This is a genomic window from Demequina aurantiaca (assembly GCF_050598105.1).
Taxonomy (GTDB): Bacteria; Actinomycetota; Actinomycetes; order Actinomycetales; family Demequinaceae; genus Demequina; species Demequina aurantiaca_A.
On record NZ_CP192436.1, the window covers coordinates 137,768 to 164,429 of the forward strand.

At 66.3% G+C, this 26,662-nt stretch carries 18 protein-coding genes and 3 tRNA genes; 19 read left to right on the forward strand and 2 right to left on the reverse strand.

Features of this window, described 5'->3' with window-relative positions:
- Positions 1–3 precede the first annotated feature (3 nt).
- The 3 genes from ACQU6B_RS00610 to ACQU6B_RS00620 all read left to right on the forward strand — a co-directional run bounded on the left by ACQU6B_RS00610 (position 4) and on the right by ACQU6B_RS00620 (position 3,118).
- Positions 4–864, forward strand: a complete 861-nt coding sequence (locus ACQU6B_RS00610; protein WP_430868116.1) for an HAD family hydrolase — start codon at positions 4–6, stop codon at positions 862–864.
- A gap of 116 nt (positions 865–980) precedes the next feature.
- A complete protein-coding gene (locus ACQU6B_RS00615) occupies positions 981–1,841 on the forward strand; it encodes an HAD family hydrolase (protein ID WP_430868117.1) in 861 nt (286 codons plus the stop codon).
- Entirely contained in the window at positions 1,838–3,118 is a 1,281-nt protein-coding gene (locus ACQU6B_RS00620) for an MFS transporter (RefSeq protein WP_430868118.1), read from the forward strand. The genes ACQU6B_RS00615 and ACQU6B_RS00620 overlap by 4 nt, the downstream gene beginning before the upstream one ends.
- On the opposite strand, the gene ACQU6B_RS00625 is transcribed toward ACQU6B_RS00620, so the two are convergent.
- Positions 3,115–4,071 carry an NAD(P)H-quinone oxidoreductase gene (locus ACQU6B_RS00625; protein WP_430868119.1) on the reverse strand — a complete coding sequence of 319 codons (957 nt, stop codon included), beginning with the start codon at positions 4,069–4,071 and terminating at the stop codon, positions 3,115–3,117. The two genes, ACQU6B_RS00620 and ACQU6B_RS00625, sit on opposite strands and share 4 nt — an antisense overlap.
- Positions 4,072–4,255: 184 nt before the next feature.
- On the opposite strand from ACQU6B_RS00625, the gene ACQU6B_RS00630 reads away from it, so the two are divergent.
- The 13 genes from ACQU6B_RS00630 to ACQU6B_RS00690 all read left to right on the forward strand — a co-directional run bounded on the left by ACQU6B_RS00630 (position 4,256) and on the right by ACQU6B_RS00690 (position 23,400).
- Positions 4,256–8,914 carry an ATP-binding protein gene (locus ACQU6B_RS00630; protein ID WP_430868120.1) on the forward strand — a complete coding sequence of 1,553 codons (4,659 nt, stop codon included), beginning with the start codon at positions 4,256–4,258 and terminating at the stop codon, positions 8,912–8,914.
- Between the two features lie 63 nt (positions 8,915–8,977).
- Entirely contained in the window at positions 8,978–9,418 is a 441-nt protein-coding gene (locus tag ACQU6B_RS00635) for a roadblock/LC7 domain-containing protein (RefSeq protein ID WP_061963129.1), read from the forward strand.
- A gap of 21 nt (positions 9,419–9,439) precedes the next feature.
- Complete coding sequence (locus ACQU6B_RS00640; RefSeq protein WP_430868121.1) at positions 9,440–9,826, forward strand: DUF742 domain-containing protein; 387 nt, start codon at positions 9,440–9,442, stop codon at positions 9,824–9,826.
- On the forward strand, positions 9,807–10,409 hold the full coding sequence (locus ACQU6B_RS00645; RefSeq protein ID WP_430868122.1) for a GTP-binding protein: 603 nt from the start codon (positions 9,807–9,809) through the stop codon (positions 10,407–10,409). The genes ACQU6B_RS00640 and ACQU6B_RS00645 overlap by 20 nt, the downstream gene beginning before the upstream one ends.
- 76 nt (positions 10,410–10,485) lie before the next feature.
- On the forward strand, positions 10,486–10,917 hold the full coding sequence (locus tag ACQU6B_RS00650) for a PIN domain-containing protein (protein WP_430868123.1): 432 nt from the start codon (positions 10,486–10,488) through the stop codon (positions 10,915–10,917).
- 72 nt (positions 10,918–10,989) lie between these two features.
- Positions 10,990–11,077 (forward strand) — tRNA-Ser (locus ACQU6B_RS00655).
- Between the two features lie 61 nt (positions 11,078–11,138).
- Positions 11,139–11,230: transfer RNA gene (locus tag ACQU6B_RS00660), tRNA-Ser, on the forward strand.
- Positions 11,231–11,421: 191 nt separating this feature from the next.
- Positions 11,422–11,895: a hypothetical protein gene (locus tag ACQU6B_RS00665; RefSeq protein ID WP_430868124.1), complete on the forward strand. Its 474-nt coding sequence runs from the start codon at positions 11,422–11,424 to the stop codon at positions 11,893–11,895.
- Positions 11,896–11,973: 78 nt separating this feature from the next.
- Positions 11,974–13,797, forward strand: a complete 1,824-nt coding sequence (locus ACQU6B_RS00670; protein WP_430868125.1) for a glycoside hydrolase family 15 protein — start codon at positions 11,974–11,976, stop codon at positions 13,795–13,797.
- A gap of 104 nt (positions 13,798–13,901) precedes the next feature.
- Positions 13,902–13,974, forward strand: a tRNA-Arg gene (locus ACQU6B_RS00675).
- 174 nt (positions 13,975–14,148) lie between these two features.
- Positions 14,149–15,087: a DUF1214 domain-containing protein gene (locus ACQU6B_RS00680; protein ID WP_430868126.1), complete on the forward strand. Its 939-nt coding sequence runs from the start codon at positions 14,149–14,151 to the stop codon at positions 15,085–15,087.
- Between the two features lie 153 nt (positions 15,088–15,240).
- The gene (locus ACQU6B_RS00685) at positions 15,241–17,739 is read left to right on the forward strand and encodes a LuxR C-terminal-related transcriptional regulator (RefSeq protein ID WP_430868127.1); all 2,499 of its coding nucleotides are present in this window, start codon (positions 15,241–15,243) and stop codon (positions 17,737–17,739) included.
- Between the two features lie 111 nt (positions 17,740–17,850).
- Positions 17,851–23,400, forward strand: a complete 5,550-nt coding sequence (locus ACQU6B_RS00690; protein WP_430868128.1) for an SdrD B-like domain-containing protein — start codon at positions 17,851–17,853, stop codon at positions 23,398–23,400.
- Positions 23,401–23,489: 89 nt separating this feature from the next.
- Here the strand turns inward: ACQU6B_RS00690 and ACQU6B_RS00695 are convergent, their stop codons facing one another.
- A complete protein-coding gene (locus ACQU6B_RS00695; protein WP_430868129.1) occupies positions 23,490–24,053 on the reverse strand; it encodes a carboxymuconolactone decarboxylase family protein in 564 nt (187 codons plus the stop codon).
- 136 nt (positions 24,054–24,189) lie between these two features.
- Between ACQU6B_RS00695 and ACQU6B_RS00700 the strand changes: the two genes are divergently transcribed.
- The 3 genes from ACQU6B_RS00700 (at position 24,190) to ACQU6B_RS00710 (ending at position 26,561) form a co-directional block, all read left to right on the forward strand.
- On the forward strand, positions 24,190–24,795 hold the full coding sequence (locus ACQU6B_RS00700) for a TetR/AcrR family transcriptional regulator (protein WP_430868130.1): 606 nt from the start codon (positions 24,190–24,192) through the stop codon (positions 24,793–24,795).
- Between the two features lie 62 nt (positions 24,796–24,857).
- Positions 24,858–25,547 (forward strand): haloacid dehalogenase type II, encoded by a 690-nt coding sequence (locus ACQU6B_RS00705; protein WP_430868131.1) that lies wholly within the window; start codon positions 24,858–24,860, stop codon positions 25,545–25,547.
- A 72-nt stretch (positions 25,548–25,619) separates the two neighbouring features.
- Positions 25,620–26,561 (forward strand): aldose 1-epimerase family protein, encoded by a 942-nt coding sequence (locus ACQU6B_RS00710; protein ID WP_430868132.1) that lies wholly within the window; start codon positions 25,620–25,622, stop codon positions 26,559–26,561.
- Positions 26,562–26,662: the final 101 nt, after the last annotated feature.

The following is a 26,662-nucleotide window of genomic DNA, read 5'->3' on the forward strand; positions in this document are numbered from 1 at the left end:
GGGGTGGACATTGCCTTTGAGTTCGATCCGTCCGCCCCGGTGCTGGTCGCGCTCGACATCGACGATACGTGTGCATCTCAGCCCCTTGGCGCTGAAGTTCGAGCCCCGGGCACGGTGACCCCCGCTGTCGCGGATGCGCTCGCGCGGGCCCGCGCGGCGGGGATTCACGTGGTGTTCGCGACCGGACGCCAGGTGACGTCCGCGATGTGGCTCGCGCGCCAGGAGCGCTGGGGCGATGTGGACTTGGCGTGCTCCAATGGCGCCGTCACCATACGTACGGCGTCCGACGGTCAGGACTTCGAGGTGGTGGCGCGCGAGTCATTCGACGCCCGCGCCACGATCGCGGCCCTGCTCGCTGCGCACCCGGACATTTGCTACGGCGTCGAGGACGTGGGTGTGGGCTACGCGATCGGTGCGCCGTTCGCCGAGGGCTCCGTGTCCGGAAGTCATCGGCCGCTCACGGACGGCGATGCCGCCGCCGCCTCCGCCCTCATGGTGAGCTGCGCATCGGCGGGGGGAAAAGAACTCCACGCGACGGTTGAGCACCTTGAGATCCAGACCCACGCGTACACGGACCTCGGAATCGGGTGGATTGACGTCGCCGCGCCGGGGGTGACCAAGGCGTATGCGCTCGAGTCGCTGCACCTCAAGTACGACGTGCCGGCTTGCAACACTGTCGCGGTGGGGGACGGCACCAATGATTTCCCGATGTTCGAGTGGGCGGGCACTGCGGTGGCCATGGGCCAGGCGCCCGATGAGGTGAAGGCTCAGGCGGACATGGTCACCGGGTCCATCGAGGCGGACGGAGTCGCCACTGTGCTCGACGCGGTTCTCGCAGCCGCTTCGCGTCCCAGCAGTCGTTAAGTGGCCGGAAAGCTAACTTTCTGGCACTCATCGACGGGTAGCGGGCATCAGCGTGTTTACCTAAGCGTCAGATGTCGGTGTTCGCACGAGTCAGGGCGCCGTCATAGGGTCTAGGCATGACCGATGAAGACCGTGCCATGAATCCGCCGCTCGATGACTCCTCGTGGCAGTTGATCGGCCTCGACATTGACGGCACGCTGATGCACTGGGGTGGTTCCATCTCGCCCGCCGTCGTGGACGCGGTGGAGAAGGTCCGCATGTGCCGCAACCACGTCATCCTCGCGACCGGTCGAAACATCGTCGCGACCCTGCCGGTGGCGCAGACGCTGGGCATCCGTAGGGGCTGGGCAGTGTGCTCCAACGGCGCGGTGACCATTCGGCTCAACCCCGCGTCGCCCGGCGGCTACGACATCATCGAGAAGGTCACCTTCAACCCCCGCGCCGCCCTCGAGCTCATTCGTGACGAGATGCCGGACGCGTTCTTCGCAGTCGAGGACCTGGGCGTTGGCTTTCGCGTCAGCCAGGAGTTCCCCATGGGAGAGCTGGTGGGACGTCAGCGCGTCGTGGATACCTTCGAGGAGCTCTACGAGGAGGAGTGCACCCGCGTGGTGATCCGCGCCCCCGGCGCGGACGTGAGCCACTTTGACGACCTGGTTCACCGCATCGGCCTCAGCGACGTGACGTACGCCGTGGGCTACAGCGCCTGGCTGGACCTCACGCCTCCCGGAGTGAGCAAGGCGTCCGCGCTGGAGACCCTGCGCCGCCAGTTGGGCGTCTACCCCGACCACACGGTCGCGGTGGGGGACGGCAACAACGACATCGAGATGCTGAAGTGGGCCGGCAGGTCCGCCGCCATGGGCAACGCGCTCGAGCCGGTCCGCGCGACGGCAGACCGGGTGGTGCCGAGCGTCGAGGACGACGGCGTGCTCGACGTGCTGTTGCCGATGATCGACCCGAAGCGTCTCGCGGTGTTGTGACCGACTCAACGCCTGCGGTCCCCGTCTTTATTGGCGGGGAGGCTAGGCGTCGCCGCACAGCGGTACTGGGATCTTCTCAGCTCTTCACGTCGGTCGGCGTCGCCGCGGGGCTAGCGGTAGGCGGCCTGCTGGCGGAGGACATTACCGGGCGGACTTCCCTCAGCGGGCTACCCACCACTGCGATGGTGCTGGGCGCCGCCGTGCTCGCCGTCCCGCTGGCGCGCCTCGCCGCGCGCGCCGGACGTCGGGTCGCGCTGACTACCGGGCTACTGATAGCGGCGACGGGGTCGGGCACCATCATCGTCGCCGCGGCCTACTCAAGTTTCGCTGTGCTGCTCCTGGGAGCCTTGCTGGTCGGCGGCGGCACCGCCGTGGGACTGCAGGCGCGCTACGCCGCGACCGACAGCGTCGAGCCTCACCATCGTGGCCGCAACCTGTCGATCGTGGTGTGGGCCTCCACCGCGGGCGCAGTGCTCGGCCCCAACCTGATCGAGTTCGGCGCGACGGTCGCCGACCGACTGGGCCTGCCGGACCTGGCCGGGCCGTGGGTGCTGACCGTCGCCGCGTTGCTGGCGGCGGTGGCGATACTCCGCCTTGGGCTGCGAGGCAGAGGACCCATAGGCGCGCCTCGCGTGCCGGCGTCTATCCGGGTGACGCTCGCCGCCGTGGTGTCGCGCAGGGAGGGCCTGATAGGCCTGGTGGCGCTCGCGACCGGCCACGCGGTCATGGTGGGAATCATGGCCATGAGCGCGGTGCACCTCCACGGCCACGGCTCCAGCCTCACGTTCATCGGTCTCGTGATCAGCATTCACGTCGCCGGGATGTACGCCATGAGTCCCGTGTTCGGTTGGGCGACGGACCGATGGGGAGCCACCCGGGTCATCTCGCTCGGGGCCGCGCTCCTTGCCGTTGGGGCCTTGGCCACCATGATGGCCGGATTCGCCGACGACCGGATGGCCCACTCGGCGGCGCAGCAGTGGATCACCTGGGGCCTGCTCGTCATTGGGCTGGGCTGGTCCGCATGCATCATCGCCGGATCCACCCTGCTGTCGGCGGGAGCTCACCTGGGCGACGCACGGGTGAGCAACACGGATGTGCAAGGGACGTCTGACCTCTTGATGGGGCTGGCTGGCGCCACGGCTGGCGCGGGCTCCGGACTGGTACTCGCCCTGGTGGGCTACGCCGGGCTATCGATCGTTGGAATCTGCCTGCTGATCCCGCTCGGTTACCTGCTGATCGTGTCGAGGCGCAGGCCAGCCGTCGTCGTAGGGGGCTAGGGCACCAGCAGCAACTTGCCGAGCACGCCGCCAGCCTCGAGATCGCGATGAGCGGTGGAGACGTCGGCGAGTGCGTATCGCGCATGCGTGACCGGGCGGATGTCCGTCGGGATCCGGGGCCACAGGTCGCGCGTGACCCCCTGCACTATCTGCGCCTTCTGGGCGTGCGGGCGCGAGCGCAGCGACGTGCCGATGACGCTCAGGCGCTTTCCCAGCAGCGTGCCCAGGTTGATGGTGGCCGTGGCGCCCTGCTGAAGACCGATCACCACGAGACGGCCGTCGGGTCGCAGCGCCGCCAGGTTGCGCTCGAGGTACGCGGCACCCACCACGTCGAGGATCACGTCCGCGCCGCCCAGCTGGTTCACCGTGTGCTCGAAGTCCTCGCTCGTGTAGTCGATAGCGTGGTCCGCGCCGAGGTCCAGGCACGCCTGCGCGCGCTGCGCGCTACCCGCGGTCGCGATGACGCGCATTCCGAGGCACCGAGCCCATTGGATGGCCATGGTGCCGATGCCGCCCGCGCCGCCGTGCACGAGGAGGGTCTCGCCCCGCCGGGCCGACGCCGCATCCAGGTTTGACCACACGGTGCAGGCGGTCTCGACCAGACCGGCTGCGTCGATAAGGTCGACTCCCGCGGGCGCGCTCAGGACCAGGTCCTCGTGCACCGCCACCACTTCCGCGTAGCCGCCGCCGCCGAGTAGCGCGCACACGCGATCGCCGGGTGCCCAGCGAGTGACGTCGGCTCCGACTGACGCCACGCGACCCGAAACCTCGAGACCGGGCCAGTCGGGCGCATCGGCCGGGGGAGGGTAGTTGCCCTGTCGTTGAAGCACATCGGCACGGTTGATTCCTGCCGCCGCGACAGTGATCACGACTTCGCGTGCCCCCGCGATCGGAGCGGGGGTATCAACCAGGGCGAATACCTCAGGAGCCCCAAAATAGGGCAAACTTGCCACCTGCACCAAAAATCACCCACGTCCGTCGCGTCATAGTGCCGTCACTCAAGCGTCTCACTAAACACAGCGCTTGTGTGCGCTCATGTTTGCGCCACAGTGGCCGATAACCGTGAGGATCGCACGCACCGTTGTGTGCAAGGTAAGCGGCGACCGTATTCGCGGACGTCCATGAGGGAGAGGTTCCATGCTCCAGAGGCTGAACATTCGAGGAAAGATCCTCGCGGTAGTAGCAGTGCCTATCCTTGTGCTCCTGCTCGCCGTTGGCGTCGTGACCTTGAACGCGACCCAGTCTTTGAATAGTGCCCGGAACGTGGAGCAGCTGCTCAGCGTGCTCGACGCGAGCCGCGCCTTTGAGGCCGACCTCCAGGCAGAGCGCAACCTCTCCGTGAATTACGTCGATGCGGTCAACGATGGGGACGATAAGCGCGGCGACGCTGAGTCGTCAACTGACGATGCGCTGACCGGTCTCGACGAAGCTGTCGCAGCGAACCCCACCCCCGAGGGCGAAAAGTCCCTGGCGGAGGTTAACGCGGCGCTCAACCGCACGCAGCCGGACGTCTTCCTCGAGACTCTTCGATCGATCAACATAACCGACAACGAACTCGGCGAATGGCCCACCTTCCCCAGCACCGACGAGGTCCAGGCAACCGCCGACAGCTACGCAGCCATCGGCGAGGAGATCGACGCCATCAGCGAGGCCACGCCGTCGTCGGCAGGCCTGCGAAGCAACCTTGCCCGACTCTCCTTCGCCGTCAAGTTCGAGGGCGACAAGACCCAGGAATACCTGACGAACCCAGTTCCCCTGCAGGAAGCGTTGATCGCCGCGCTGCCCGTCAGCGATGCCTCCGAGGACGCCTACGTCACCGCGACGGACAACATCGCCGACAGCGAACTGAACCAGCCGGTCTTGCTCACCGTGACGGAGGCCGCGGAGCAGCTCGCGCAGCTGCCGAACGTGCGCACCCAGGTCGTGAACAGCAGCGTTTCTGTCGCGGTGCTGTCAAATTACTATGGCGACACCCTCGAGCCCATCGTCAAGTTGTCTTCCGACGTCGCAAACGTGGCCTCCGACCGTACGCTCGCAGGCCAGCTCCGTGCCTACAACTCGATGGACATCCTCGTCGAGCGCATCCGGGCTGAAGAGGTGTACACCGACACGCTGCTACGCGCCGGTTACTTCCTTCCCGGATCCTCGACGTACCAGCGCACGCTGGTCGCACTATCGGACATCGCGTTGACTAACGCGCAGGACACGGTCGACCCGCTTGGCGTCACCGAGCCGGTGCCGCCGTTCGGAGCCTCGGCTAATGCCGCCTCCGGCGACACGTGGTCATTCGAGTCGATCCGCACAAATATCGCCTCCGGGCTCGACACCTCGCTCGTCAGTGAGCGCGGTAGCGACTGGCCAGGCCAGGTTGACCTCGAGCTCGACGCGCAGATCCCGATCCGCGACTCGCTCTGGGAGGACGCGCAGACCACGTCATCGGACGCGTTGCAGTCCACCATCTTGCAGACGATCCTGACGATCGTCGGCGCCGTGCTCGTGGTGGCGGCCACGATCTTCATCGCACTCTCGATCGCCCGCCGCATCATCGGCCCGCTTCGCCGCCTGACCACCACGGCTACCGCCGTCCGTCAGGAGCTTCCCCGCATGGTGGAGCGCGTCGCGGTACCCGGCCAGCAGGTCGACGTATCCGAGGTCCAGATCCCCGTCGAGTCGAATGACGAGATTGGCCGACTGGCCGAGGCGTTCAACGGCGTTAACGCGGCGACGCTCGCCATCGCAGGTGAGCAGGCCGCTCTTCGTGGTTCGATCTCGGAGATGTTCGTTAACGTCGCCCGCCGTGACCAGGTGCTCCTGAACCGTCAGCTGTCCTCCATCGATGAGATGGAGCGGACCGAGGACGACCCGTCCACGCTGACGCGACTCTTCGCGCTCGACCACCTGGCAACGCGAATGCGTCGTAACTCTGAGTCGCTGCTCGTGCTCGCAGGCATTGACACCGGTCGACGCTTGCGCCGCCCGATGCCGCTGGCTGACGTTATTCGTACGGCGTCGTCCGAGATTGAGCTCTATGAGCGGGTCCAGCTCGAGCTCGACGCGGACCCCGCCATGGTTGGTCACTCCGCACTGACCGCCGCACACCTGTTTGCTGAGCTACTCGAGAACGCCACCGTGTTCTCCGACCCCGGCAGCCCGGTGGTTGTTCGCACGTCGACGCGCGACGGCAACATCGTCGTGGAGGTCGAGGACTCCGGCATCGGTATGTCGACTCACGAGCTCCAAGAGGCCAACAACCGCGTGGCCTCGACCGCCGCGTCGGAGATCCTCGGAGCGCAGCGACTGGGCCTGTTCGTGGTCGGGCGCATTGCCCGCCGCGTTGGCGCCCGCGTCGTAATCCAGTCCAAGGAGGGCGCTGGCACGCTCGCCACCGTCACCATGCCGCCGTCGCTGTTCGACGACCGCGTTCAGGAGCCGGTCGCACGCGTCACCGAGGGCGTGGCCGACACCAACCTGCACGCCCCCGCAGCGCTCGTGGGACACACCCTTGCCGACGAGGTAATGGACTCCACGACCGAGCCAGACGCGACCAAGCGCCCGGGCGCCCCGGCGTACCAGCCAGCGGCAGTACAGGCCGGCGCGAGCCTTTCCGGCCGGATCGCCGATGCGCCGGCCGAGCCGTCGCCCGCCGCGCAACCGAGTGCGGAGGCTTCCGCCGAGCCGTCGGTTGACGACCTGATTGCGGCCGATGCCGCCGCCGCGCCAGCGGCCACGGCTGTCGATGCCGCATCACTGTCGGGAGGGATGACTGCCTCAGGGCTGCCCGCCCGCCGGCGCCGCTCCGCGCCCGAGTCGAGCGTCACCAGCGACGAGGAGCGTTCCAAGATCATTGGCCTCCCGGCGCGTGCGACGCAAGACCAGCTGAGCGCGCTCGACGCGGACACCGCAAGCGGCTTCAAGCCGTCTGTCTCCCCCGAAGAGATCGCGCCGCAGACCGCTGAGGAGCGGGCCTCGATGTTCCGTGGCTTCCGGTCCCGCAAGGAGTCGGAGCAGGACGCATCTGCCGCAGTAGACCCCGAAGCAGAGTCGATGGGTCAGGCGGCTCGCCGAGGCGTGCTGCCCGATGCCCCGGCAGCTCTTTCCGCTCCGGACCCAGTCGCGCAGCACACTCCCGACGCCATGCCGCCGGTCCCGATGCTCGAGGACGATCAGTTCGCCGAAGCAGCCACGCCGGCCGCGGACGCCCGCCCAAGCTTCGCCATGCCCAAGTTCGACGACGGCGCGCAGCACCACAGCGCGCCCGCCGTCGAAGCGGCGACTGAGCTGCCGGTTCGTGCAGCACAGGACCAGGAGCCCACGGCCCAGGCTGCCCAGCCGTCGCAGGACGAGTGGACCATCCCGACGCTCGAGGACGACGCCCCGGAGGCCCCGGCCCCGGAGGAGCCTGTGGTCGACGAGGGCCCGATGATCGTTCCGATGCTCGAAGAGGACGATACGCCCGACGCGGCTCCCCAGTGGGGCGCGCCACCCGCGGCTCCCCAGCAGTACTCGGCGGAGCAGGAAGATGCACCTCAGTACGACGCGGCGCCTCAGTACGACGCGGCGCCTCAGTACGAGGCGGCGCCCCAGTACGAGGCGGCGCCCCAGTACGACGCGGCGCCCCAGTACGACGCGGCGCCCCAGTACGACGCGGCGCCCCAGTACGACGCTGCACCCCAGTACGACGCTGCGCCTGCCCAGCCTTACGGCGTCGAGGAGGTCTCGCTCGAGACCGGTCCGACGTTCACGGAGTCGGCTCCGGCCGTCGCCACAGGTGCTACGGCGTTCCAGCAGGCGCCAGCCCCGGCAGCGCCGGCAGGTGACCTCAGCCCGGCGGAGCTGGCCGCGCTGACAGCGACTCCGAGCATGGACGAGTTGATGGCGGGTAGTGACGACGAGAAGCCAAACTTCTTCTCTCGCCTATTCGGACGCGGGAAGAAGGACGCGGAGACGGCGGCAGCTGATGCGGCCTCTGGCGCCCCGGCGGCGCCGTCGCCCTTCGCGCCCACCACCCAGCCCTACTCCCCGACGCCTACGCAGCAGCCCGGAGCGGCCACTAGGGGCTTCGCGCCGACCCACGACGGTGCAGGCGCAGGAGCGCAACCCGCCCACGTGCCGGTTGTCGAGCCCGAACCCGCACCCAGTGGACAGTCGTTCACGCCCATCGTCGAGGCCCTTCCTAAAGCCGAGCCGGCGCCGACCTCGTTTGCGCCCACCCGAGTCTCGCTCCACGAGCCCGCGGACCAGAGCGTGCCGGACACCTCCTGGCCCCAGCGCCAGCCCGAGAGTGATCCCGAGCCGGTGGCTGAGCAGGCTGCGGTACCTGCGCCAGTGGCGCCGGTCGCGACTGGGTTTTTCACGCCGCGCGGCGAGAGTGCGCCCAGAGAGCAGGGCTTCTCGCCCGATGAACTGGCGAGCCCCACCGGTTGGGAGGCCGCGGGTGCCAGCGCACTTCAGGCCGCCGCGCCGGACGTTCAGACGTCGTACAGCCCCAAGGTGGACTTGGACTCTGAACCCACGGGCGGATCGGATCTGTCGAGCGCGTTTAGCGAGTTCAGCTCCCTGTCCTCGTCACGCCCCAAGGTGGAGAAGACGCGCGCTGGCCTCCAGAAGCGACGGACGGCCGATGCGCCTCCCGTCGAAGTCACTCCCATCGAGGAGGAAGTTGTGGTCGCGCCGCGCGAACGCAACGCAGACGACGTCCGCTCGCGGTTCAGCAGTTTCTATTCAGGCACCGCGCGTGCACGTTCTGATGCGGCCGAGTTCGAGCGGTCTCAGGCGACGACTGAGACGAAGGAATGAGAGTATGACCAACAACAGTGAACTACAGCTCCGGACCCGGGGCAGCAACCTCAAGGAGGAGCAGTGACCGCGCTCAGTACTGAAGCCACCAACTTTGGATGGCTTCTGGACAACTTTGTCCAGACCGTTCCCGGCACTCGCCACACGCTAGTCGTTAGCGCTGACGGTCTGCTCATGGCGATGTCGAAGAACCTGGACCGAACAGGTGGCGACACGCTAGCCGCGGTTGTTTCCGGTATGGCTTCCCTGACCCGTGGCGCAGCGCGTCAGCTCCAAGCGGGTGAGGTTCGCCAGTCCATCATCGAGATGGACGAGCTGTTCCTTTTCCTGATGAGCGTCTCCAACGGCTCTGTCTTGGCCGTTGCGGCTGACTCCACTTGCGACGTGGGCCTCGTGGGCTACGAAATGACCCTGCTGGTGTCGCGCACAGAAAACGCGCTCACGCCGCAACTGATCACCGAGATGCGTCAGAACCTGCCCACGGATGGCGCCACGCGCGCCTAGGGCACTATGACGGACTCTACGATGGCACCCGAATATGAGGATGAAGAGGCGTACACAGTGCGCCCTTATGCCGTCACGGGCGGCCGGATTAGCGCCGCGAGCGTCGACCTCCCGATGGAGGCCCTCGTCGAGGCGTTGTCCGACTCTCAGGTTTTGCGGGGTCTGACCCCGGAGAAAAAGAAGATCCTGCAGCTCGCTGCGGGGCAGTACCAATCCGTGGCTGAACTCTCGGCTCACACCAGGCTTCCGCTTGGTGTGGTCCGGGTGCTCGTGACGGATCTTGCCGATCAAAATCATCTGAAAATTCACACCGGCGGAACGGCGAGCGACGCATCTACGCACGACGAGTCCGGCCGAGTTTCCTTGAGTCTCCTGGAGAGTGTCCTCGATGGCATCGCAGCCCTCTGAAGCGACGGTGGCGCCCAGCGCTCCGATCGCAGCCCCTACCGTTGTCAAGATCGTGATTGCGGGTGGATTTGCCGTAGGCAAGACCACCTTCATCGGCTCGATCTCCGACATCGATCCCCTCAACACCGAAGCCGCCATGACGGAGCACTCCGTTGGCGTCGACGATGCTGGTGGGGTCACGGACCGCAAGACCACCACGACGGTCGCGATGGACTTTGGCCGCATCGCGCTGCCGGGTTCGCTGTGGCTCTACCTGTTCGGAACGCCTGGTCAGGACCGGTTCCTGTTCATGTGGGATGACCTGGTGCGCGGCGCTATTGGTGCGGCCGTGCTGGTCGACACAGAACGCCTGGACCAGTGCTTCCCCGCGGTCGACTACTTCGAGGGCAAGGGCATCCCGTTCGTGGTGTGCGTCAACTGCTTCGACGGGGTCGCCCGTCACCAGCTCGAGGACGTACGCGAAGCGCTCGGTCTGTCGCCCACGACCCCCATCATGTACACGGACGCGCGCGAGAAGGCCGCCACCAAGCAGGCCTTGATCGCGGTCGTGCAGCTCGCGATGAAGCGTCTCAAGAACGACTAACAGTTCGTGCGGGGCTACGGGCTTCACGGATCAACCGTGTGCGCCCGTAGCCCGGTACAGGGATAGTGTGTGACCTGTGATTTATGTCGATGGCACCGCGCTGATCCGCTTCCTGCCGGGAGTGCGGTATTTCGACGAGTGGAACGAGTGGGCGGTGCCTCGCATCGACGCCCTCGCCACCACGCAACTTGGGTTGACCGAGCTGCGTCAGGCCGCTGAGCTGTTCCCGCGGGAGTCTAAGACCCAGGCTTTCGACGTGGTTGAGCAGGTGCGGGCCAAGATGCCGGTGATTCGCTTCTCCGATGAGAATGTGTCGGTGTCTACGCACGCGTCAGTGGTGCTCAAGCCGTTCGCCGCGCTGCACCTGGGCGCGGCGGTTGCTCACAGTGCCATCGACACGATCGCCACGTACGACGGCGACCTCGCTCGGGTGGCGGATCTTTACGAGCTCAAGGTGATCTCGCCGGGCCTTTACCCGGGCTGGCACAACGGCACCGCAAGGCCGTAGCGGGGTCGGGGGAACGCGCCGGGCCCGCGACCTGGCATAATCGCACGGTGGCGCTTTTGGGCGCCACACCCAGGAGAGTTGACCGAGCGGCCGAAGGTGACAGTCTTGAAAACTGTTGAGGCGTAACCCGCCTCCGCGGGTTCGAATCCCGCACTCTCCGCTAGCAGTACACGGACGCTTTGGTAAGTACCCGCTTTGGCGGGTAGTCTGTGTTCTCGCGAGGAGACGTCGCATAGTCCGGCCTAGTGCGCATCCCTGCTAAGGATGTGACGGAGCAATCCGTCCGTGGGTTCAAATCCCACCGTCTCCGCCATTGTGATGTGTCGGGATTCATTTGACAGATGATTCCCGACATTTGCGCTACTTGGCCCCTCCATTGGGAGGGGCTTTGTTGTTGGTGGGGCGATTCAGTGTCTTGTGTGTCCGAGATCGCAGACCACGCTTACCGGAGGCTCTTATCGTGTGAGGAATAGCTCGATCCTCAATGATGAAGGGTTCGCTCTCATGTCAGATTCATCCGTATCCTCGGTTTCGCAGGCTGATGCGCAGCATCCCGGCACCCTCTCCGCCTCGTTCGGGCGGCGTGTCCTTGCCGGAGTGCTCGGTGGATTAGCGGGTGGTGTGGTCTTTGGGATGCTCATGGCCATGATGGGCATGCTCCCGACACTCGCCTCCATGGTTGACTCGTCCTCCCCAGTTGTGGGCTTCGGATTGCATCTCATGATCTCGGTCATGATCGGGCTGGGCCTGACGGTGTTGTTTGGCAACCGACTGCTCAGCTCATATGGCCGCGGAGCAGTCGTCGGTCTGGCCTACGGCGCGGTGTGGTGGATCCTCGGTCCGCTGCTGATCATGCCCCTGATGATGGACATGCCGCTGTTCAATCTGGACAGCACCAACATGTTCTCTCTTATGGGGCACTTGATCTACGGGGTTATTCTGGGTCTGGTCGCGGTGCGCGTCCTCAAGAGTCGCTAGGAAGATTCCGCGTGTAGGTAGTGGGGGCACCCGAAGTGGTGCCCACGTCGGAGAACAACTAAGCCTCGGAGTGTGAGCATGAGCGCAACCCCTATCGCCGACCACGGCCTCCTGTCGGACCGGCACTCTGCCGCACTAGTGACTCGGGACGGGACAGTCTCGTGGCTTTGTTTCCCACGGTTCGACAGCGCATCCGTCTTCGCGTCAATATTGGACGACGACGCAGGGCACTGGTCAATCCAGACCACTGAGACAGCAACGTCAACGCGCGAGTATGTCGACGGCACGATGGTTCTTCGCACCACTTTCCACACGGCAACGGGCGACATAGAACTCCTTGATGCCATGGAGCTGGGGCCCTCGTCGGATCCGCATCGCCTGGGTGAGCGCGCCCCGCACACCCTGCTCAGGGGTGTGCGTTGCACCACCGGTCGTGTCGTGGTCGAGATGACCTATCGGCCGCGCCCTGAGTACGGCTTGGTAGTCCCCGTCTTCAGCGAAGTCGACCGCGGCTTTGTGAGTACGGGGGGATCGGGCCAACTCACTTTGTCGATGCCGGAGACGATCGACGCCGCACCCAGGAACGGTGCGATATCGGTCCAGTTCGCCCTGGATGCTGGCGAGGATCAGTATTTTGCTTTGCAACGGACCCCGCTCGGCGAACCACTTGCACCCGCGTACAGCAGGGGGGAGATCAAGGCGGCGCTGGACGCGACCATTGGGAGCTGGCGGAGTTGGTCCGATATGCATCAGAGCTATGTCGGCCCTTGGCAGGACCTAGTTCGGCACTCAGGGCGCGTTCTGCAGGCCCTGAGCTATCAACCCACGGGCGCTATCGTCGCCGCAGCCACAACGTCCCTGCCGGAACAGGTTGGCGGTGCTCGCAACTGGGACTACCGGTACTCCTGGGTGCGCGACGCGAGCTTCACCATGCAGGCGCAGTGGGTAGCGGCCTGCCCCGACGAGGCACATGAATTCTTTGGCTTCATGACCGCGGCGGCTGCGCACTCTCGCCCCGACCGCCACCTTCAGATTATGTTCGGCATCGGGGGCGAGCATGACTTAACCGAGTACTTGCTCCCGCAGCTGTCAGGGTGGCGCCAGAGCGCCCCGGTCAGAGTAGGAAACGGTGCCTGGAACCAACCTCAGCTAGACGTTTACGGTGAGCTCCTCGACGCCGCCTACCTGCTTCGCGAGCAACTCGGCGAGATCGAGCCAGCCACGCGCGAATTCTTAGTTGCGTTGGCGGATACCGCCGCACGTCAGTGGGAACAGCCCGACAATGGTATTTGGGAGGTTCGGGGTGAGCCGCGACACTTCTTGTACTCGAAACTCATGTGCTGGGTTGCTCTCGACCGAGCGATCAAACTCGCGGATCAACTACACGCCGCCCACCGAGTTGAGGAGTGGTCATCGGTAGCTTCTATCATCCGCGCGGCCATCCTCACACGCGGGTGGAGCGAGGAGGCGGAGGCTTTCACGCAGGCATTCGATTCCCCTCACCTCGACGCCGCGGCGCTGATGATGCCCATCGTCGGCTTCCTGCCAGCCTCCGATCCCCGGATGGTGTCGACCGTGGACGCCATTATTCGCCGCCTCACCGATGCGCGTGGGCTCGTTTACCGGTACGAAACCGAGTCAGGTGTGGACGGGCTCGCAGGCGATGAGGGCACCTTCCTGCTGTGCACCTTCTGGCTGGCTCAGGTCTTGGCCGACGAGGGGCGTATCGACGAGGCCCGCGCCGTGTTCGACACAGTGCTTTGCTATGTGAACGACGTCGGTCTGCTTGCCGAGGAGGTCGATTCAGGTACTGGTGAACTGCTGGGCAACTTTCCGCAGGCATTTAGCCATGTGGGCCTCGTCAACGCAGCCTGGGCTATCCACCGCGCCGAGTCTTCCTAGGCTCACGAACTTGCCCCACAGGCACCGGATGTAACGCCACTGGCCTGCGAGTGCAAACACGAGTCTGCAAGCCTGTATACTCGTGACTCGGCCTAGCGGCCGGCGCGCCCGTAGCTCAACGGATAGAGCATCTGACTACGGATCAGAAGGTTGGGGGTTCGAATCCCTCCGGGCGCACAGTACAGAGAGGCCCTCCCGCCAGCGGGAGGGCCTCTCCTATTTCTAGGACACCCGATATTTCTCGGGCACCCGACACCGCCGCCGTGCCCACCCGGCGTGCGCCGCCCCCTGTCGCCGGCGATGCAAGTAGGGTCTACGTAGACCCAGCCGTGCCGCATCGAAAGAGGAATCATGAGCGCTATTAGTGTCAATGTCGATAACTTCACGCGAGCGGAGAGCGACCGCATGTTCGCGGGAATCGCCCAGCAGGCCGGCGGTGTAGGCAAGTGGAATCACCTGAGGACCCCCACCCCTGTGGACCAGCAGACCATCATTCGCATGAACCGCGACACGCTGTACAGCATGGCGGTGCTGGACCTCACGGGTGGCGCGACCTTGACGGTGCCCGATGGCGCGGGCAGGTACGTGACGGTGATGGTCATTGACCAGGATCACTACGTCAGCCGCACGTTCAGCGAGCCCGGAACCTACGAGCTGACCACCGCCGAGTTCGGGACCGAGTACGTTGCGCTACTCGCGCGGGTCCTCATCGACCCGGAGGATGCCGAGGACGTGGCGATTGTTAATGCGTTGCAGGACGCGTTGGTGATCGATGGTGGTACCGCCCGCCCGTTCGAGATGCCGGATTACGACGTGGCCTCACTCGACGCCACCCGCTCCGCGCTGTTGGAGCTGGGCAAGTGGCTCGGTGGCAGCGAGCGGATGTTCGGCAAGCGGGGAGAGGTCGACCCAACGCGGCACCTGATCGGCACCGCTATGGGCTGGGGGGGCCTTCCCGTCGAGCAGGCCGTCTATGTCAACGTCACCCCAGAACTGCCGGTTGGCGAGTACACGTTGACAGTCCAGGAGGTGCCGGTTGACGGCTTCTGGTCGATCTCGCTGTACAACGGCGCCGGCTACTTCCAGGACAACCCGCAAGGTGTCTACAGCGTCAACAGCGTGGTCGCAAAGTCGAATGAAGACGGCTCGGTGACGGTCCGTTTCGGCGGCGGCGCGGGTGAGGCGAATACCCTGCCGATCATGGAGGGATGGAACTACGTGGTGCGCCTGTACCGCCCCCGGGCGGAGATCCTGGATGGCTCCTGGAAGTTCCCCTCCATCGAGGCCTAATCGGAACTGCGGTTCCCGAGCTCGCGCTCCGGGGGTCTCGCCCCGAGCCTCTAGGCGCACGCCCAGGAACGTCAGCAGACTCGTGTCTACATCGCGCGCCAGATTCGGGCGCGAACAGTCGTTTCAGTGAGAATCTCGCCCAAGGGGGGACAATTGCCTGCATCCGTTGATCGATCAGCGCTACGGCTGGACCGGCATCCCCGGGTGCCGACGCTATCCCTGCGGCGACCCGCGGTTTCCGCCCTGTTGGACTCCGGCACGCGGCTCGCCGTGGTTTGCGCCCCCGCGGGCTACGGCAAGGCAACTGTGGTGGCGCAATGGTTGGCGGCGGAGCCAGCCCGGCGCGAGCGAAGCGCGTGGCTGTCACTGTCCGGCCTGGACGACGACGCGGTCCGCAGTGTCCTCGCCGAGCTCGCGGTGGATCCAAGGGTCGCGGCGCTGGAGACGGTGGTCATCGAGGGTGCCCGACCCCTCGAGGGGCTACCGCTGCACGCGTCGGTGAGGCAATTGCTCGAGGCGCTGAACTGCCGCGTAGTGCTGATCACCTCCGACCCGCGTGCGATCCCCGAGTACATGGCCGCGGCCTTGGACGGGCTCCTCGTCGACAGCGAGCAGCTCGCAATGGGGCGCGAAGAGGTCGAAGGGCTGGTTGCGCTGAGGGGCGTCCGATCCCGCGAAGTAGAGCCGATCGACGTGCACCGGTTGGCGCTGGGGTGGCCGCTGGCGGCAGCGATGCTGATCTCCGTGGACGCGAGGGACCGCGATTCGCTGGTGGACGCGTTGGACGCGTACCTCGACAACGAGGTGCTCACCGGCCTCGAGCCCTGGATCAGGGAGGTGCTGGAGGCGACCGCGGCGTCCACCTGGGTGGACAGAGGCGTGCTTGGCCTTCTTTCGGCCGGAGAGAGTGGTTTCCTGGAGATCGTCGACGCAGCGGTGGGGGCCCAGATCGCTACGGTCCGGGGAGCGGGGGCCGATGCCCGGCTGGTGCTGGTGCCGGCCGTCCGAGCGCGGTTGCTCCGGCGCCGAATGCAGCAAGACAGCGAGGCGCTAGCAGTGGAACACGCCCGGCTCGTAGAGTGGCTGGACGTGGACGCGGTCCCCGACATCGCTCTGTATCACGCAGTCGAGGCGCAGAACTGGGATCTGGCCGTCGAGGTGTTCGAGCGTCACTGGTCAGAGTTGTACATCAGCCACAATACGACCGCGACGTGGGCACTGAGCGCCTTGCCCGCAAGCCTTCGAGAGTCGCGCCTCGGTCTGCAAGCGGGACTGGAGGTGGCCATCAGCGCGGAATCGCTAGGGGGGCACGATCGGTCGTGGCACACCCAGGGCCTGGTGCCGGCGCACCCCGCCATGCATGGCCTGGAAGGCGCGGAGACCTCGCGCCCGGCCCAGTCGTCCCGGGACGTCACCACCTTCGACCTATGGAGGATGGTCCGCGCGAGACGCGGCGGGGACTTCGCCGAGGCGGTGTCGATTGCGGATGCGATGCGCGCTCGATGGCTAAGCGGCGGTGCGGTGATCAGCAAGCTGAAGGACTTTGGGCCGGGACTCTTCCTGCAGTGGGGCATCACGGCGCAGCTCGCAGGCGACGACGTCAGGGCGCGGGCGGATTTCGAGATCTCTTACGAGCTGGGGCCGGCCTCGCGCGTAGACTTTGTGCCGCGCAACGCGGTGGGCTGCCTGGCATTGATGGATGCGCTCGACGGAGATGTTCCGGGTGCTCGCGCCTGGCTCGAGCGCGGCAAGGACCTGCGCAAGCCGCGCGGCCGGTGGACGCGTATCGCGATGGTCGCGGAGAACGTGGCCGCAGCCTTGGTGGAGGTGCTGGAGGGCCACCCCGACATCGCCCGTCAGCACCTGATTGATCCCTCGAAGGTCGCGGACCAGGATGAGTACTGGGCCGTCACTCTCTACGCCCGCGTGCTCGTCGCGCAAGCGAGCGGGTCGGCTCTGAGCATGCTCGATGAAGTGGTGCGACAGCAAAAGTCCCACTCGTCAACCACGCGGGAACCCGGCATGGCGAGCCTATTCTCCGGCCTGGCGGAGGCCGAGGTGCGCTTGACGTTGGGGCAACCGGGCCACGCCGCGACCGTCCTCGAGCGCCTTCCCCCTCAGCCCACCGTGCGGGTCATGCGCGCGCACGCGCAATATGCGCTCGGCGACGTCACCGCGGCGCTCGACCAGGCGGTGGGAGCCAAGTGGGCCAGCCACGTGGGGCCTGGCGCGCGGGCACACGCCTCCGTGCTGCATCTGATGTGCTGCGCGATGCTAGACGAACACGGGGGCGCGGCCGACGCGGGGGCGCGGACGGAAGAACTGATCGAGTCCTATCGCCTGGAACGGGCGTGGTCGCTGATTGACGACGCAGCCCGGTCGGCAGTGACGCAGGGTGGGGGTGAGGTGGAGTGGGAACTCCTTCCTGTAGCCGTCTACCCGCCTCCGTCGATGCTGGAGTCGCTGACCCCACGCGAGCTGGCCGCGCTGCGGGCGGTCGCGGACGGCGCCTCAGTAGAGGCCGCCGCGCACGCTCTGTTTGTCTCCGCGAACACGGTGCGTTCCCAGTTGAAGGCGGTGTACCGCAAGCTTGGTGTGTCGAGTCGGTCCGAGGCCATCGCGGCAGCCGCGAGGCGTGGCCTGCTGTCCTGACTTCGGATTGTCCTATTTTACCGTTTTACGGGACATTGAGCGGACAATTTCACCCCCGACTTCACCCATAGCCAGGGGAATTCCGGCGCCGCTCGGCGCTTCAATGAGGTCATGCCTGCCACACTTCTGTCCTCAGCGCGCCCGGCGCGGCCCGCCGCCGCCCGTCTGCGTGCGCGCATCGTCTCCACCGTCGCGATGCTGCTCTGCCTCACCCTTGCGACCGCATCGGGCGCTGCGGCCGTCGAGTCGCCCGCTGAGGTGCGAGCCCTCCTCGAGGTGGCGAAGGTGGTGACCTCGCCAACGGGCAAGGTGGTGCAGTCCGGCGGGGAAGTGAACTGGAGCATTACTGTCAACTGCCAGTCGGACACCATCTATTGCTGGGACACCGCACTGACCGACGTCATCCCGGCGCCGTTCGAATACGTGCCGGGTAGCGTCAACTATGTCTCCGACGGGGTATGGCCGGCACCCACGGTCACCGAGCCATCGGCAGCCAACGGGCAGACGCTGACGGCAGTATTCAACGACGTCAGCAGCGGCTTCCCTGGGAAGAAGGGACTCGCCAGCGGCCACGGCATGACCTTCTCGCTTACCGCGAAGCTCCCCGCCACGAGTCAGATCCCCGCCGGCGGTCAGGAGGTCCCGAATACGGCGACCCTCGCGTCCTCTGACGAGTTCGTCCAGGACGACTCATCGACCGATACCGCTCGCATCGAGTTCGTACCCGTCCTTCAGCCGCACCTGACCAAGACCTGGAGCGAGGACGTGGTGGTGGCGGGTGCCGCAGGCCTCGTGGGAGTCAGCCTCGACGCCTCTCACACCTCGAACCTTCCCGCTCAGGCGCTGGTCATCACGGACCCCGCCGCCGGGAGCGCCGCATTCGACGAGTTCTCGTTCGTGGCCTTTACCGGATTTACAATGCCCGCCAGCGCCGACCAGGTGACTGTTTCGTTAGCACTTCAAGGCGGCACAAGCGAGACGTTCCCGGCGTCGGCCAGCCTGCCTGACGAAGCCGCCGTCGCCACCGCGCTCGCCAGCGCGGGAAAGACTCTCGCCGACGTGGTGGGCGTCACGGCAACCGTTTCGCACTCGTCTGGGGTCGACGTGATCGCTGCGGAAGAGCACGCGGTGCTGTCCTTCTCGATGGCCCAGCGCGCGACCTTGACCGCGGACCAATCCCCGGTGACCAATACGGCATCGGCGACAGTCGCCACCACGGGCTTCGGTGAGGAAACGACGGAATCGAGCGACTCAATCACTGTCGAGCCGCCCGTTCTATCCGCCCGCGCGACCAAGGTGTACACGTCCGCGAGCGGTGGCGAGCTCGCGAGCGACGCCGTGATCGTCACGGGCGAGGCCTTCGGTGCCCGGGCCACGGTGCGGAGCATTGGTAACGTGCCGCTGGACTCGCTGACGGTGAGCGACCCGGCGCAGCGCGACGCAGCAGTGGACCCCGCGACCTACGACTTCGCGGCGCAGGGAGTGACGTTCGTAGGCTTCGGCACTGACGGCTCGAACACGCTCAGCCGTGCAGGAGTGGTCCCGAGTGGGGCGACGGGGGCCACCGTCACGTACACCTACGCGGACGACGGAGACGGTGCCACCGCAGAGTCCGGCACGTTTAGCGCGGACCTCGCGACGTCGCCCGCGCAGATCACGTTCCCGGAGCCCGATGCGGGTCGCACCGTCTTGGGATTCTCCGTCAACTTCACCGGCAACCTGACGGCCTCCGCCGTCAGCGCCATGCCGTATGCCCTCCTCGCCGGTCCGGACGCCACCACGGCGCGCAATAGTGCCGACGGTGAGGTCCTTGCTGGATCCGCGTCTGCGATCGCGGCGCCGGCGATCGACGAGGTGAACATCGTGACTCCGCATGTCGAGAGTCGCACCGACAAGGCGATCACTCCGGCGAACACCTCGGTCGACGCGGGGGCCACCTTCGTGTCGGTGCTGACGTCGCGACTCGACGCCATCGACGGGTCACCGTTGTCCAATGTGCCGGTCAACACCCTGACCATCGAGGACTCGATCAACACCCCGCCAACCACCGGTACCAGCGTCTGGGACTCGTCCTTCCGCCCCACCGGGCTCACGGCATCGGCGCTGCCCGCCGGGGTGCGGGCCTCAGTAGAGGTCCTCGTCGGTGGGTCGTGGTCCACGCCCAGTGGTCTGGGCAGTGTGACTGGCGCGATACCGGCCACCACGTTCGCAACCGCGGTTGATGGTGTGCGCGTGACCTACGTGCGCTCCGATGGCACCCCGCTGGACGAGTCGCAGCGGTATCGCACGCTCGTCGAGTGGACCGCCGCCACGGCCAACCCGCCGGCGGTCTTCCGGAACCTGGCCGTCTCGCAGGCGTCCGGCACCAATCCCGCCGACGGCACAGAGGTGGTGGGTGACCGGGTGGCGGACTCCGACGACATCACGACCACCGATGGCCCGGGCCCCGGCGGCGACACCGTCATCGCGGTCGAGACGTCCAAGACGTGGACGTCCTCCGACGCGCCCGGTTCCCGTGCGCTGGAGGTGCCCCTGTGGGTGCCCAACAGCGGCGACTATCCCACGTTCGGCCTGCGCATTGGGGTGCAGAACGACTCGAAGCACGAGATCCCCGTGGACTCGCTGACGCTCCAGGAGCCCGCAATCGGCGCCCAGCTGGTGGACGGCGCCACCGTCGCCCAGTCGAACCCCTTCGACGCGATTCAGTTGGTGACTCTCAGCGACATGACTGTGCCTGAGTCGGCCGATGCCGCCACGCTGAGCGCCACGCTGACGCCGTCTGGTGCCGCCGCGACGACCATCGTTCCCGCCGCGGGTGGCGACCGAGCGGCCAATATTGCCTCAGTGATGGCGCAAGTGAATGCATTCCTCGCGACCCACACCGACGTGGTCAGCGTTGCCTTTGACGTCGCGGGGGCCGCAGGCGGCATTAACACGGGGGAGCCGCTCAACGCCGGGTTCGCCACTGCGGTCCGCGAGGTGCGTCTCAGCGGCGCGGCAATCGACCCGATCGACCTTACTGACAACCCGCTGACAGTAGACAACGTCGTGAGCGCGGCCGCCGAGTACGGAGAGTATTCGGCTGCAGCCGCCGCGCTCGACTCGCTGGAGATCCGCGCGCTCTCGACCCAGGAGGTCAGCGTGCAGGCCATCAAGTCGCTGTCGCCGGACACCGCCACGATCTTGTCGTCAGGCGCCGGCCCAACGACCACGATGGTGCTGGGGGCGAACAAGTTCACCGCTACGGCCACCGCCCCCGACGCGGACTCGTACAGCAACCCCATTAGCTACGAGCTCACGGATATCACCCCGGCCTTCTGGGACATCTTCGACCTGGCTGGGCTCACCGGGGTAGTGGGAGAGCCCTCCGGCTCCAGCGTCGACGTCAGGTTCGGCGTCGAGTACCGCATTGGGAACGCGTGGCTGCTTCCCGAGGACGCACCGTCCGATGGCTGGGACGTGCCTCAGGGGAGTGCATTCCAGGCGGTACCTGCCGGAGCAACGCTCGCGCCCGCCGGGCAGTCGTTCGACGCCGTCGAGGGTGTCCGTGTGAAGTTCTGGACGGCGGACGGATCGTCACGCCTCCCGGATATGTCCACGAGCTCCTCCAACTTGTCGGGCTACGGACAGAAGCTCCAGTTGGCATTCGACCTGCGTCCCACGTTCCGCGCGAGTGGTGAGCCGATTCCGGACGGCACCGCGATCACCAACACGGTGGAGGTGGCCGCCGTCAACGCGCAGGGCAACCAGGCCACCGACAGCGCATCGGCGTCCTTCAGTGTCACCTCGCGAACGAGTGACGTGACCATCACAAAGACGCCGCTTGACCAGACGCTGCCCGCCGGCGCGGGGTCCAACTTCGTGCTGACGCTGCGCAATACCGGCACGACCGCGGTGCGCGACTTGGTGCTTACCGACACCATCGCCTGCGTCGCGGGACAGCCCGACGTGATCTATGACCCCGAGGTGAGCGCGATTACGCTTGGCACAGGGGGAACTGACGCACCCGGAGTCACGACGGATCTCGCCGACGCGGTGGTGACCTACGACCAGGGTTGCACCGATGGCAGCGACACCGTCAGCATCGCGCTGCCGGAGGCGGACACGGTGTGGCCAGGAGAGACCTACGCCGTCACCGTGCCGTTGACGGTCCGGGCGGGACACGCACCGGGCGACTTCGAAAACTCGTACGACCTCACCTACGTTGACGAGTTGGGGCAGGATTCGGTGGGTCCCGCCGTCGCGCAGATTCAGGTGCCGGTGGCCCAGGGGTACTGGTTTACCAAGTACGTCCGGGAGGTGGTCGACACCGACGCCGGAGAGGAACTCACCGGCATCACCGGAATCTGCCAGGGTGACGAGGCCGACTATCTGAGCGGCGCGCTGTCCGAGTGGCAGCGCACCCCATGCGTGGTGCAGACCCAGCCCGGTGGCACCGAGGAGTGGAGGCTCTGGTTGACGAACGCGGGCAACTTGCCCACCAAGTCCCTGGTCGCCGTGGACGTGTTGCCGACCCCCGGCGACGTGGGCATCACCACGGGGCTGTCGCACCTCCAGCGAGGCAGCACCTTCACTCCGACCCTGCTCGCGGGAATCGACGTGGAATGGCTCAGCGCCACGCAGGGAACGCTCGCCATTTCCTACCAAACCGCCGCGGACGGCTCGTGCGTCCTGAGCGGTGACGAAGCGAACGAAGACCCGTTCAGTCCTGACTGCTTGAACTGGCGGACTGACTGGGATTCCGTCAAGGACGACGCCGCGGTGCTCGCGACCGTCACCGCCTTGAAGTTCGAGGTGACCTACCCGGACGATGCCCTGCTACAGCCGTCCGAGTCCGTCAAGATCTCCTTTCGCACCCAGAACCCGGAGGAGTTGCCTGCCGGCGCACCCCTGGACGACGCACCCGCCTGGAACTCGTTCGGTGGGTGGGCGCAGACGGTCACGAATCCGCTCGATGCGGCCGAGGACTTCAGGTACAGCTACTTTCGTACCGCGCCGCTCAAGGCTGGCGTGGCGATCTCGAATCCCGATCCCGCGCTCGCGCTGGGCGACCGAGCCTGGGTCGACGTCAACAGCAATGGAGTGCAGGACGAGTCGGAACCCGGCCTCGCGGGGGTAGGAGTGACCCTGCACAGGCTCGACGGCACCGTGCTTAGCAGCACCACGACTGACGACGCTGGATACTACGTCTTCGAGGGCCTCTACCCCGGCACGTACACGGTGAGCTTCCACCTGACGGAGGCGCAGCGCGCACTGTATTCGCCCACCGTTCCCCTGAAGGGTCGAGCCGATGTCGACTCCGACATCGGCCGGGAGGCGGCGCCCGACGGGTCCTTCTCCTCGGGGACAGTGCGGATCACCTACCCGTCCCGGGGTGACTCCGACGCACTGATGAGCGCCTCCGAGTACAACGCGTTGGGACTGCAGAGTGTCGCGGACGGCAGCTACATCGACCCCACGGTCGACGCGGGCTTCGTGCTCATCGAGGCCGATGAGCCCTCAGCCATTCCCGTTCCAGTCACCCCTGATCCAGCCGGACCATCGACGACGAACGGGGCGCTGTCCTCCACGGGCGCGGAGACATCCCGGGCGCTGGGCGTAGCCGCCGCGCTGCTCTTGGCGGGCATCGTCCTCGTGGCGATGCGTCGTCGCCGCGGCTAGCCGCGAGGCCGCCGCTTGTCGCCGCCGCATCGTACCGGAGGAAAATCCCTCAGCAGATACTCCGGTGCGGTGCGGTGCGGCGGAGGCGGTTAGGCAGAAGGCGACTTTGCGTGCCAGACGAACGGCTCGAAGGGCGGGTCGACCGGGGTCTGCGCGAGGTGATTGGTGTAGTTGGACATCACCTTCTGCGAGATGCCGAGGATGACCTCCAGCACCTGGCGCTTGGTGTAGCCGGCGTCGAGGAAGGTCTGCACAGCGGCGTCCTCGACGTTGCCGCGGGACCGGACCATCGCGAGGGTGAACGTGCGCAGCGCCTCGAGGTGCGCGGTAGGCAGGGGGGTCTCGTCCCGCAGCGCGTTGGTGATCGCGTCGTCGACCTTCATGCCCTTGGCGATGCCAGTGTGAGCCGGCACGCAGTAGTGGCACTCGTGCTCGACGTTGACCGTCTGCCAGAGCACGGTTACCTCGTCCTTGTCGAAACTCGAGTCGAGGACCAGCTGGTGAAGGTGAAGGTATCCCTCGAGCAGGCCGGGAGCCTCCGCCATGGTTGCGTGTAGTCCGGGGATTCGCCCGTTCTTCTTCTTCGAACCCTCGAGTAGTGCTCGCGAAGCCTCGGGGGCGTTGGTCTCGTCGTAGCGTGGAAAGTCAGTCATCTTCGCTCCTCTATTAGTGGCCGGTGGGCGTGCCCGGGGACCAGGACGCCTCGTTCTGTACCAAACGGTAGCATAGTCGTGGGCAGTTTGATACCGATAGGTTACAAAATCGACTTTGCGGACGTAGGATGGCCACATGAGTGAGACTTTGAGTTCCGTGATCGGCCGTCCGCGGCTCTTCAATGATGAGGAGGTGCTGTCTCAACTGACGGCGCTCTTTTGGCGTCAGGGCTACAGCCAGACGTCCATGACGGACATCGTGGAGGCCAGCGGCGTGCACAAGCCCAGCCTCTACCGGACCTTCGGCTCCAAGGAGGAGCTCTTCGCCATAGTGCTGCGCCGCTATCTCGCTGAGCGGATGGCGATGTTCGCAAGCATGATCGAGCAGGCAGGGCCGGGGGTCGCTGGAGTCCACCGGTTCCTCGACCTCTTCGAGGCCGACGCGATCTCCGAGCACGGAAGAGACGGTTGCCTCATGGTGATGGCCTCCAACGAGTTGCGCGGCTCGCTACCTGGCTACGACTTCTCCGCCGACTACCGGCGTCAGATGCGAGAGCAGATGTCGACCCTGGTCGGACACGTCGTTGCCGAGGGCGGGCCCAACCAGGCTCTCGCGCAGGCGCGCACGGACCTCTTCACGTGCTTCCTGCTCGGGTTGCACGTCATCATGCGTTCCGGGGCCGATGCGGACGAGATTTCCAGGTACGTGACGGCGATGCGCGTTACCGTCGACACGTGGTGACGCGACGGGAAGCCAGTGGGTCGCCCGATGCGGCGACCAATAACCAGGAGGCGGAGTTCAAAGTGGACACACAGACGGTGACGATCTTCTTCGACGTAAACGAGACGCTGTCCGATCTCAGCACGGTTGCCGACGCCTTCGAGGAGGTCGGCGCTGCGAGGTCGCTGGCGGCAACCTGGTTTGCGACAGTCTTGCGGGACGGCTTCGCATTGGCGGCGGCGGGCGGCGAGACCCCCTTCGGCGCGATAGCCACCAACAACGCGAGGGACCTACTGAGCGGCGCCCAACTCGCGGGGACTCTCGACGACGCTGTCGATTCCGTCATGGCGGCGTTCGGAACAGTCGGTTTGCACCCCGACGTCCCGGAGGGCCTGCACGCGCTTAGCCGCGCCGGGCATCGGCTCCTCACGCTGTCCAACGGCCCCACCGACGTCGCGGAGCGTCTGCTGAGGGAGGCGGGTGCGCTCGACGCTATCGACCAACTGCTGACCGTCCAGGGACACTCTCTCTGGAAGCCGACCCTGGGCTCGTACGCCGACGCCGTTTCGCGAACCGGCACGCAGGGGCCGGCGTACCTCGTGGCCGTTCATCCGTGGGACATCCACGGGGCCGCCGCGGCGGGCCTGTCCACGGTGTGGATCAACCGAGGGGGCGGGTCATATCCTGCGCACTTCACCCGGCCGACCGTCACGGTGGCCTCGCTGAATGACCTCGCGGGCATCGACCTGGCCCTCGCGGCGCGCGAGGCGTAGCCCCTGGAAGCTCGGCGACATCACACCCGCCTAGGCGCGTTGCCTGGGCCTAGATGTGGTTCAGTAGTCATTATGAACAACGACGTCAGCCCCACGGGCGAGCAGATCAACCTCGAGCGTCGCGTAGGCGACTCCACCGTCACCGCCACTGTCACCAGCGTGGGCGCAGGTCTGCGCGTGCTGAAAGTGGACGGGCTCAACATCGTTCAGGGCTTCGCCGAGGACGCCGAGGTGGCCTACTGCGCGGGTCAGATTCTGATCCCGTGGCCCAACCGGGTGCGCGACGGTGCGTGGACGCACGAAGGCGTCGTTCGTCAGCTGCCCGTGAACGAGCCGGAGTTGAACAACGCCATCCACGGCTTCTTGCTGAAGCTGCCTCACGAGGTGTTGGCGCGTAGCGCGGAGTCGGTGATTCTGCGCGCCACCATCCCGGCGAGTGACGGCTACCCGTGGGAGCTGAGCGTGGTCACGGAGTACGTCCTGACCGACGCCGGCATCTCAATCACGCACCGCATCACCAACGCCTCAGCCACGCCCGCCCCTGTCGCCGTCGGCTCGCACCCGTTCCCCTGCATCGGCGATGTGCCGACCGAGGACCTGGTGGTGACCTTTGGTGGGGCGACCAGGATTGTGGTCGACGACCGGCTGAACCCGACGGGCGCCGAGCCCGTCGCCGGTACGCGCTTCGACCTGAGCGGCGGCCGGCGGGTGGGCGACGTCGACCTCGATACGGCGTACACCGACATCCCGCAACGCGACGACGGAACGCGCGCGATGACCGCGACGGCCCCAGACGGTCGCTGTGTCACGGTGTGGGGCGACAGCAACTTCGCGCACGCCCAGATCTTCAACACGGACCAGTTCCCCACCGAGAAGGGAACGGTGTGGGCGCTGGCGCTGGAGCCCACGACGGCACCCCCTAACGCGCTCGCCTCCGGGGAGGAGCTTCATATGGTCGCCGCCGGGGACACTTGGGAGCTCAGCTGGGGTGTTGAGTTCCAACAAAATATCTAGACGATGTGGTCGGTTTAACTGAGCGAAACGTGCGGGATTCCCAGTACGATACCTAGAGGTGCGTCAAGATCGGCGACCTACAACATTTTCTCTAAGGGGTA

Bases quoted from the DNA above. Each gene is read 5' to 3' on its own strand.
- ACQU6B_RS00615 (WP_430868117.1), top strand. From the start codon at position 981: ATGACCGATGAAGACCGTGCCATGAATCCGCCGCTCGATGACTCCTCG.
- ACQU6B_RS00630 (WP_430868120.1), top strand. From the start codon at position 4,256: ATGCTCCAGAGGCTGAACATTCGAGGAAAGATCCTCGCGGTAGTAGCA.
- ACQU6B_RS00640 (WP_430868121.1), top strand. From the start codon at position 9,440: ATGGCACCCGAATATGAGGATGAAGAGGCGTACACAGTGCGCCCTTAT.
- ACQU6B_RS00645 (WP_430868122.1), top strand. From the start codon at position 9,807: ATGGCATCGCAGCCCTCTGAAGCGACGGTGGCGCCCAGCGCTCCGATC.
- ACQU6B_RS00665 (WP_430868124.1), top strand. From the start codon at position 11,422: ATGTCAGATTCATCCGTATCCTCGGTTTCGCAGGCTGATGCGCAGCAT.
- ACQU6B_RS00670 (WP_430868125.1), top strand. From the start codon at position 11,974: ATGAGCGCAACCCCTATCGCCGACCACGGCCTCCTGTCGGACCGGCAC.
- ACQU6B_RS00680 (WP_430868126.1), top strand. From the start codon at position 14,149: ATGAGCGCTATTAGTGTCAATGTCGATAACTTCACGCGAGCGGAGAGC.
- ACQU6B_RS00690 (WP_430868128.1), top strand. From the start codon at position 17,851: ATGCCTGCCACACTTCTGTCCTCAGCGCGCCCGGCGCGGCCCGCCGCC.
- ACQU6B_RS00695 (WP_430868129.1), bottom strand. From the start codon at position 24,053: ATGACTGACTTTCCACGCTACGACGAGACCAACGCCCCCGAGGCTTCG.
- ACQU6B_RS00700 (WP_430868130.1), top strand. From the start codon at position 24,190: ATGAGTGAGACTTTGAGTTCCGTGATCGGCCGTCCGCGGCTCTTCAAT.
- ACQU6B_RS00710 (WP_430868132.1), top strand. From the start codon at position 25,620: ATGAACAACGACGTCAGCCCCACGGGCGAGCAGATCAACCTCGAGCGT.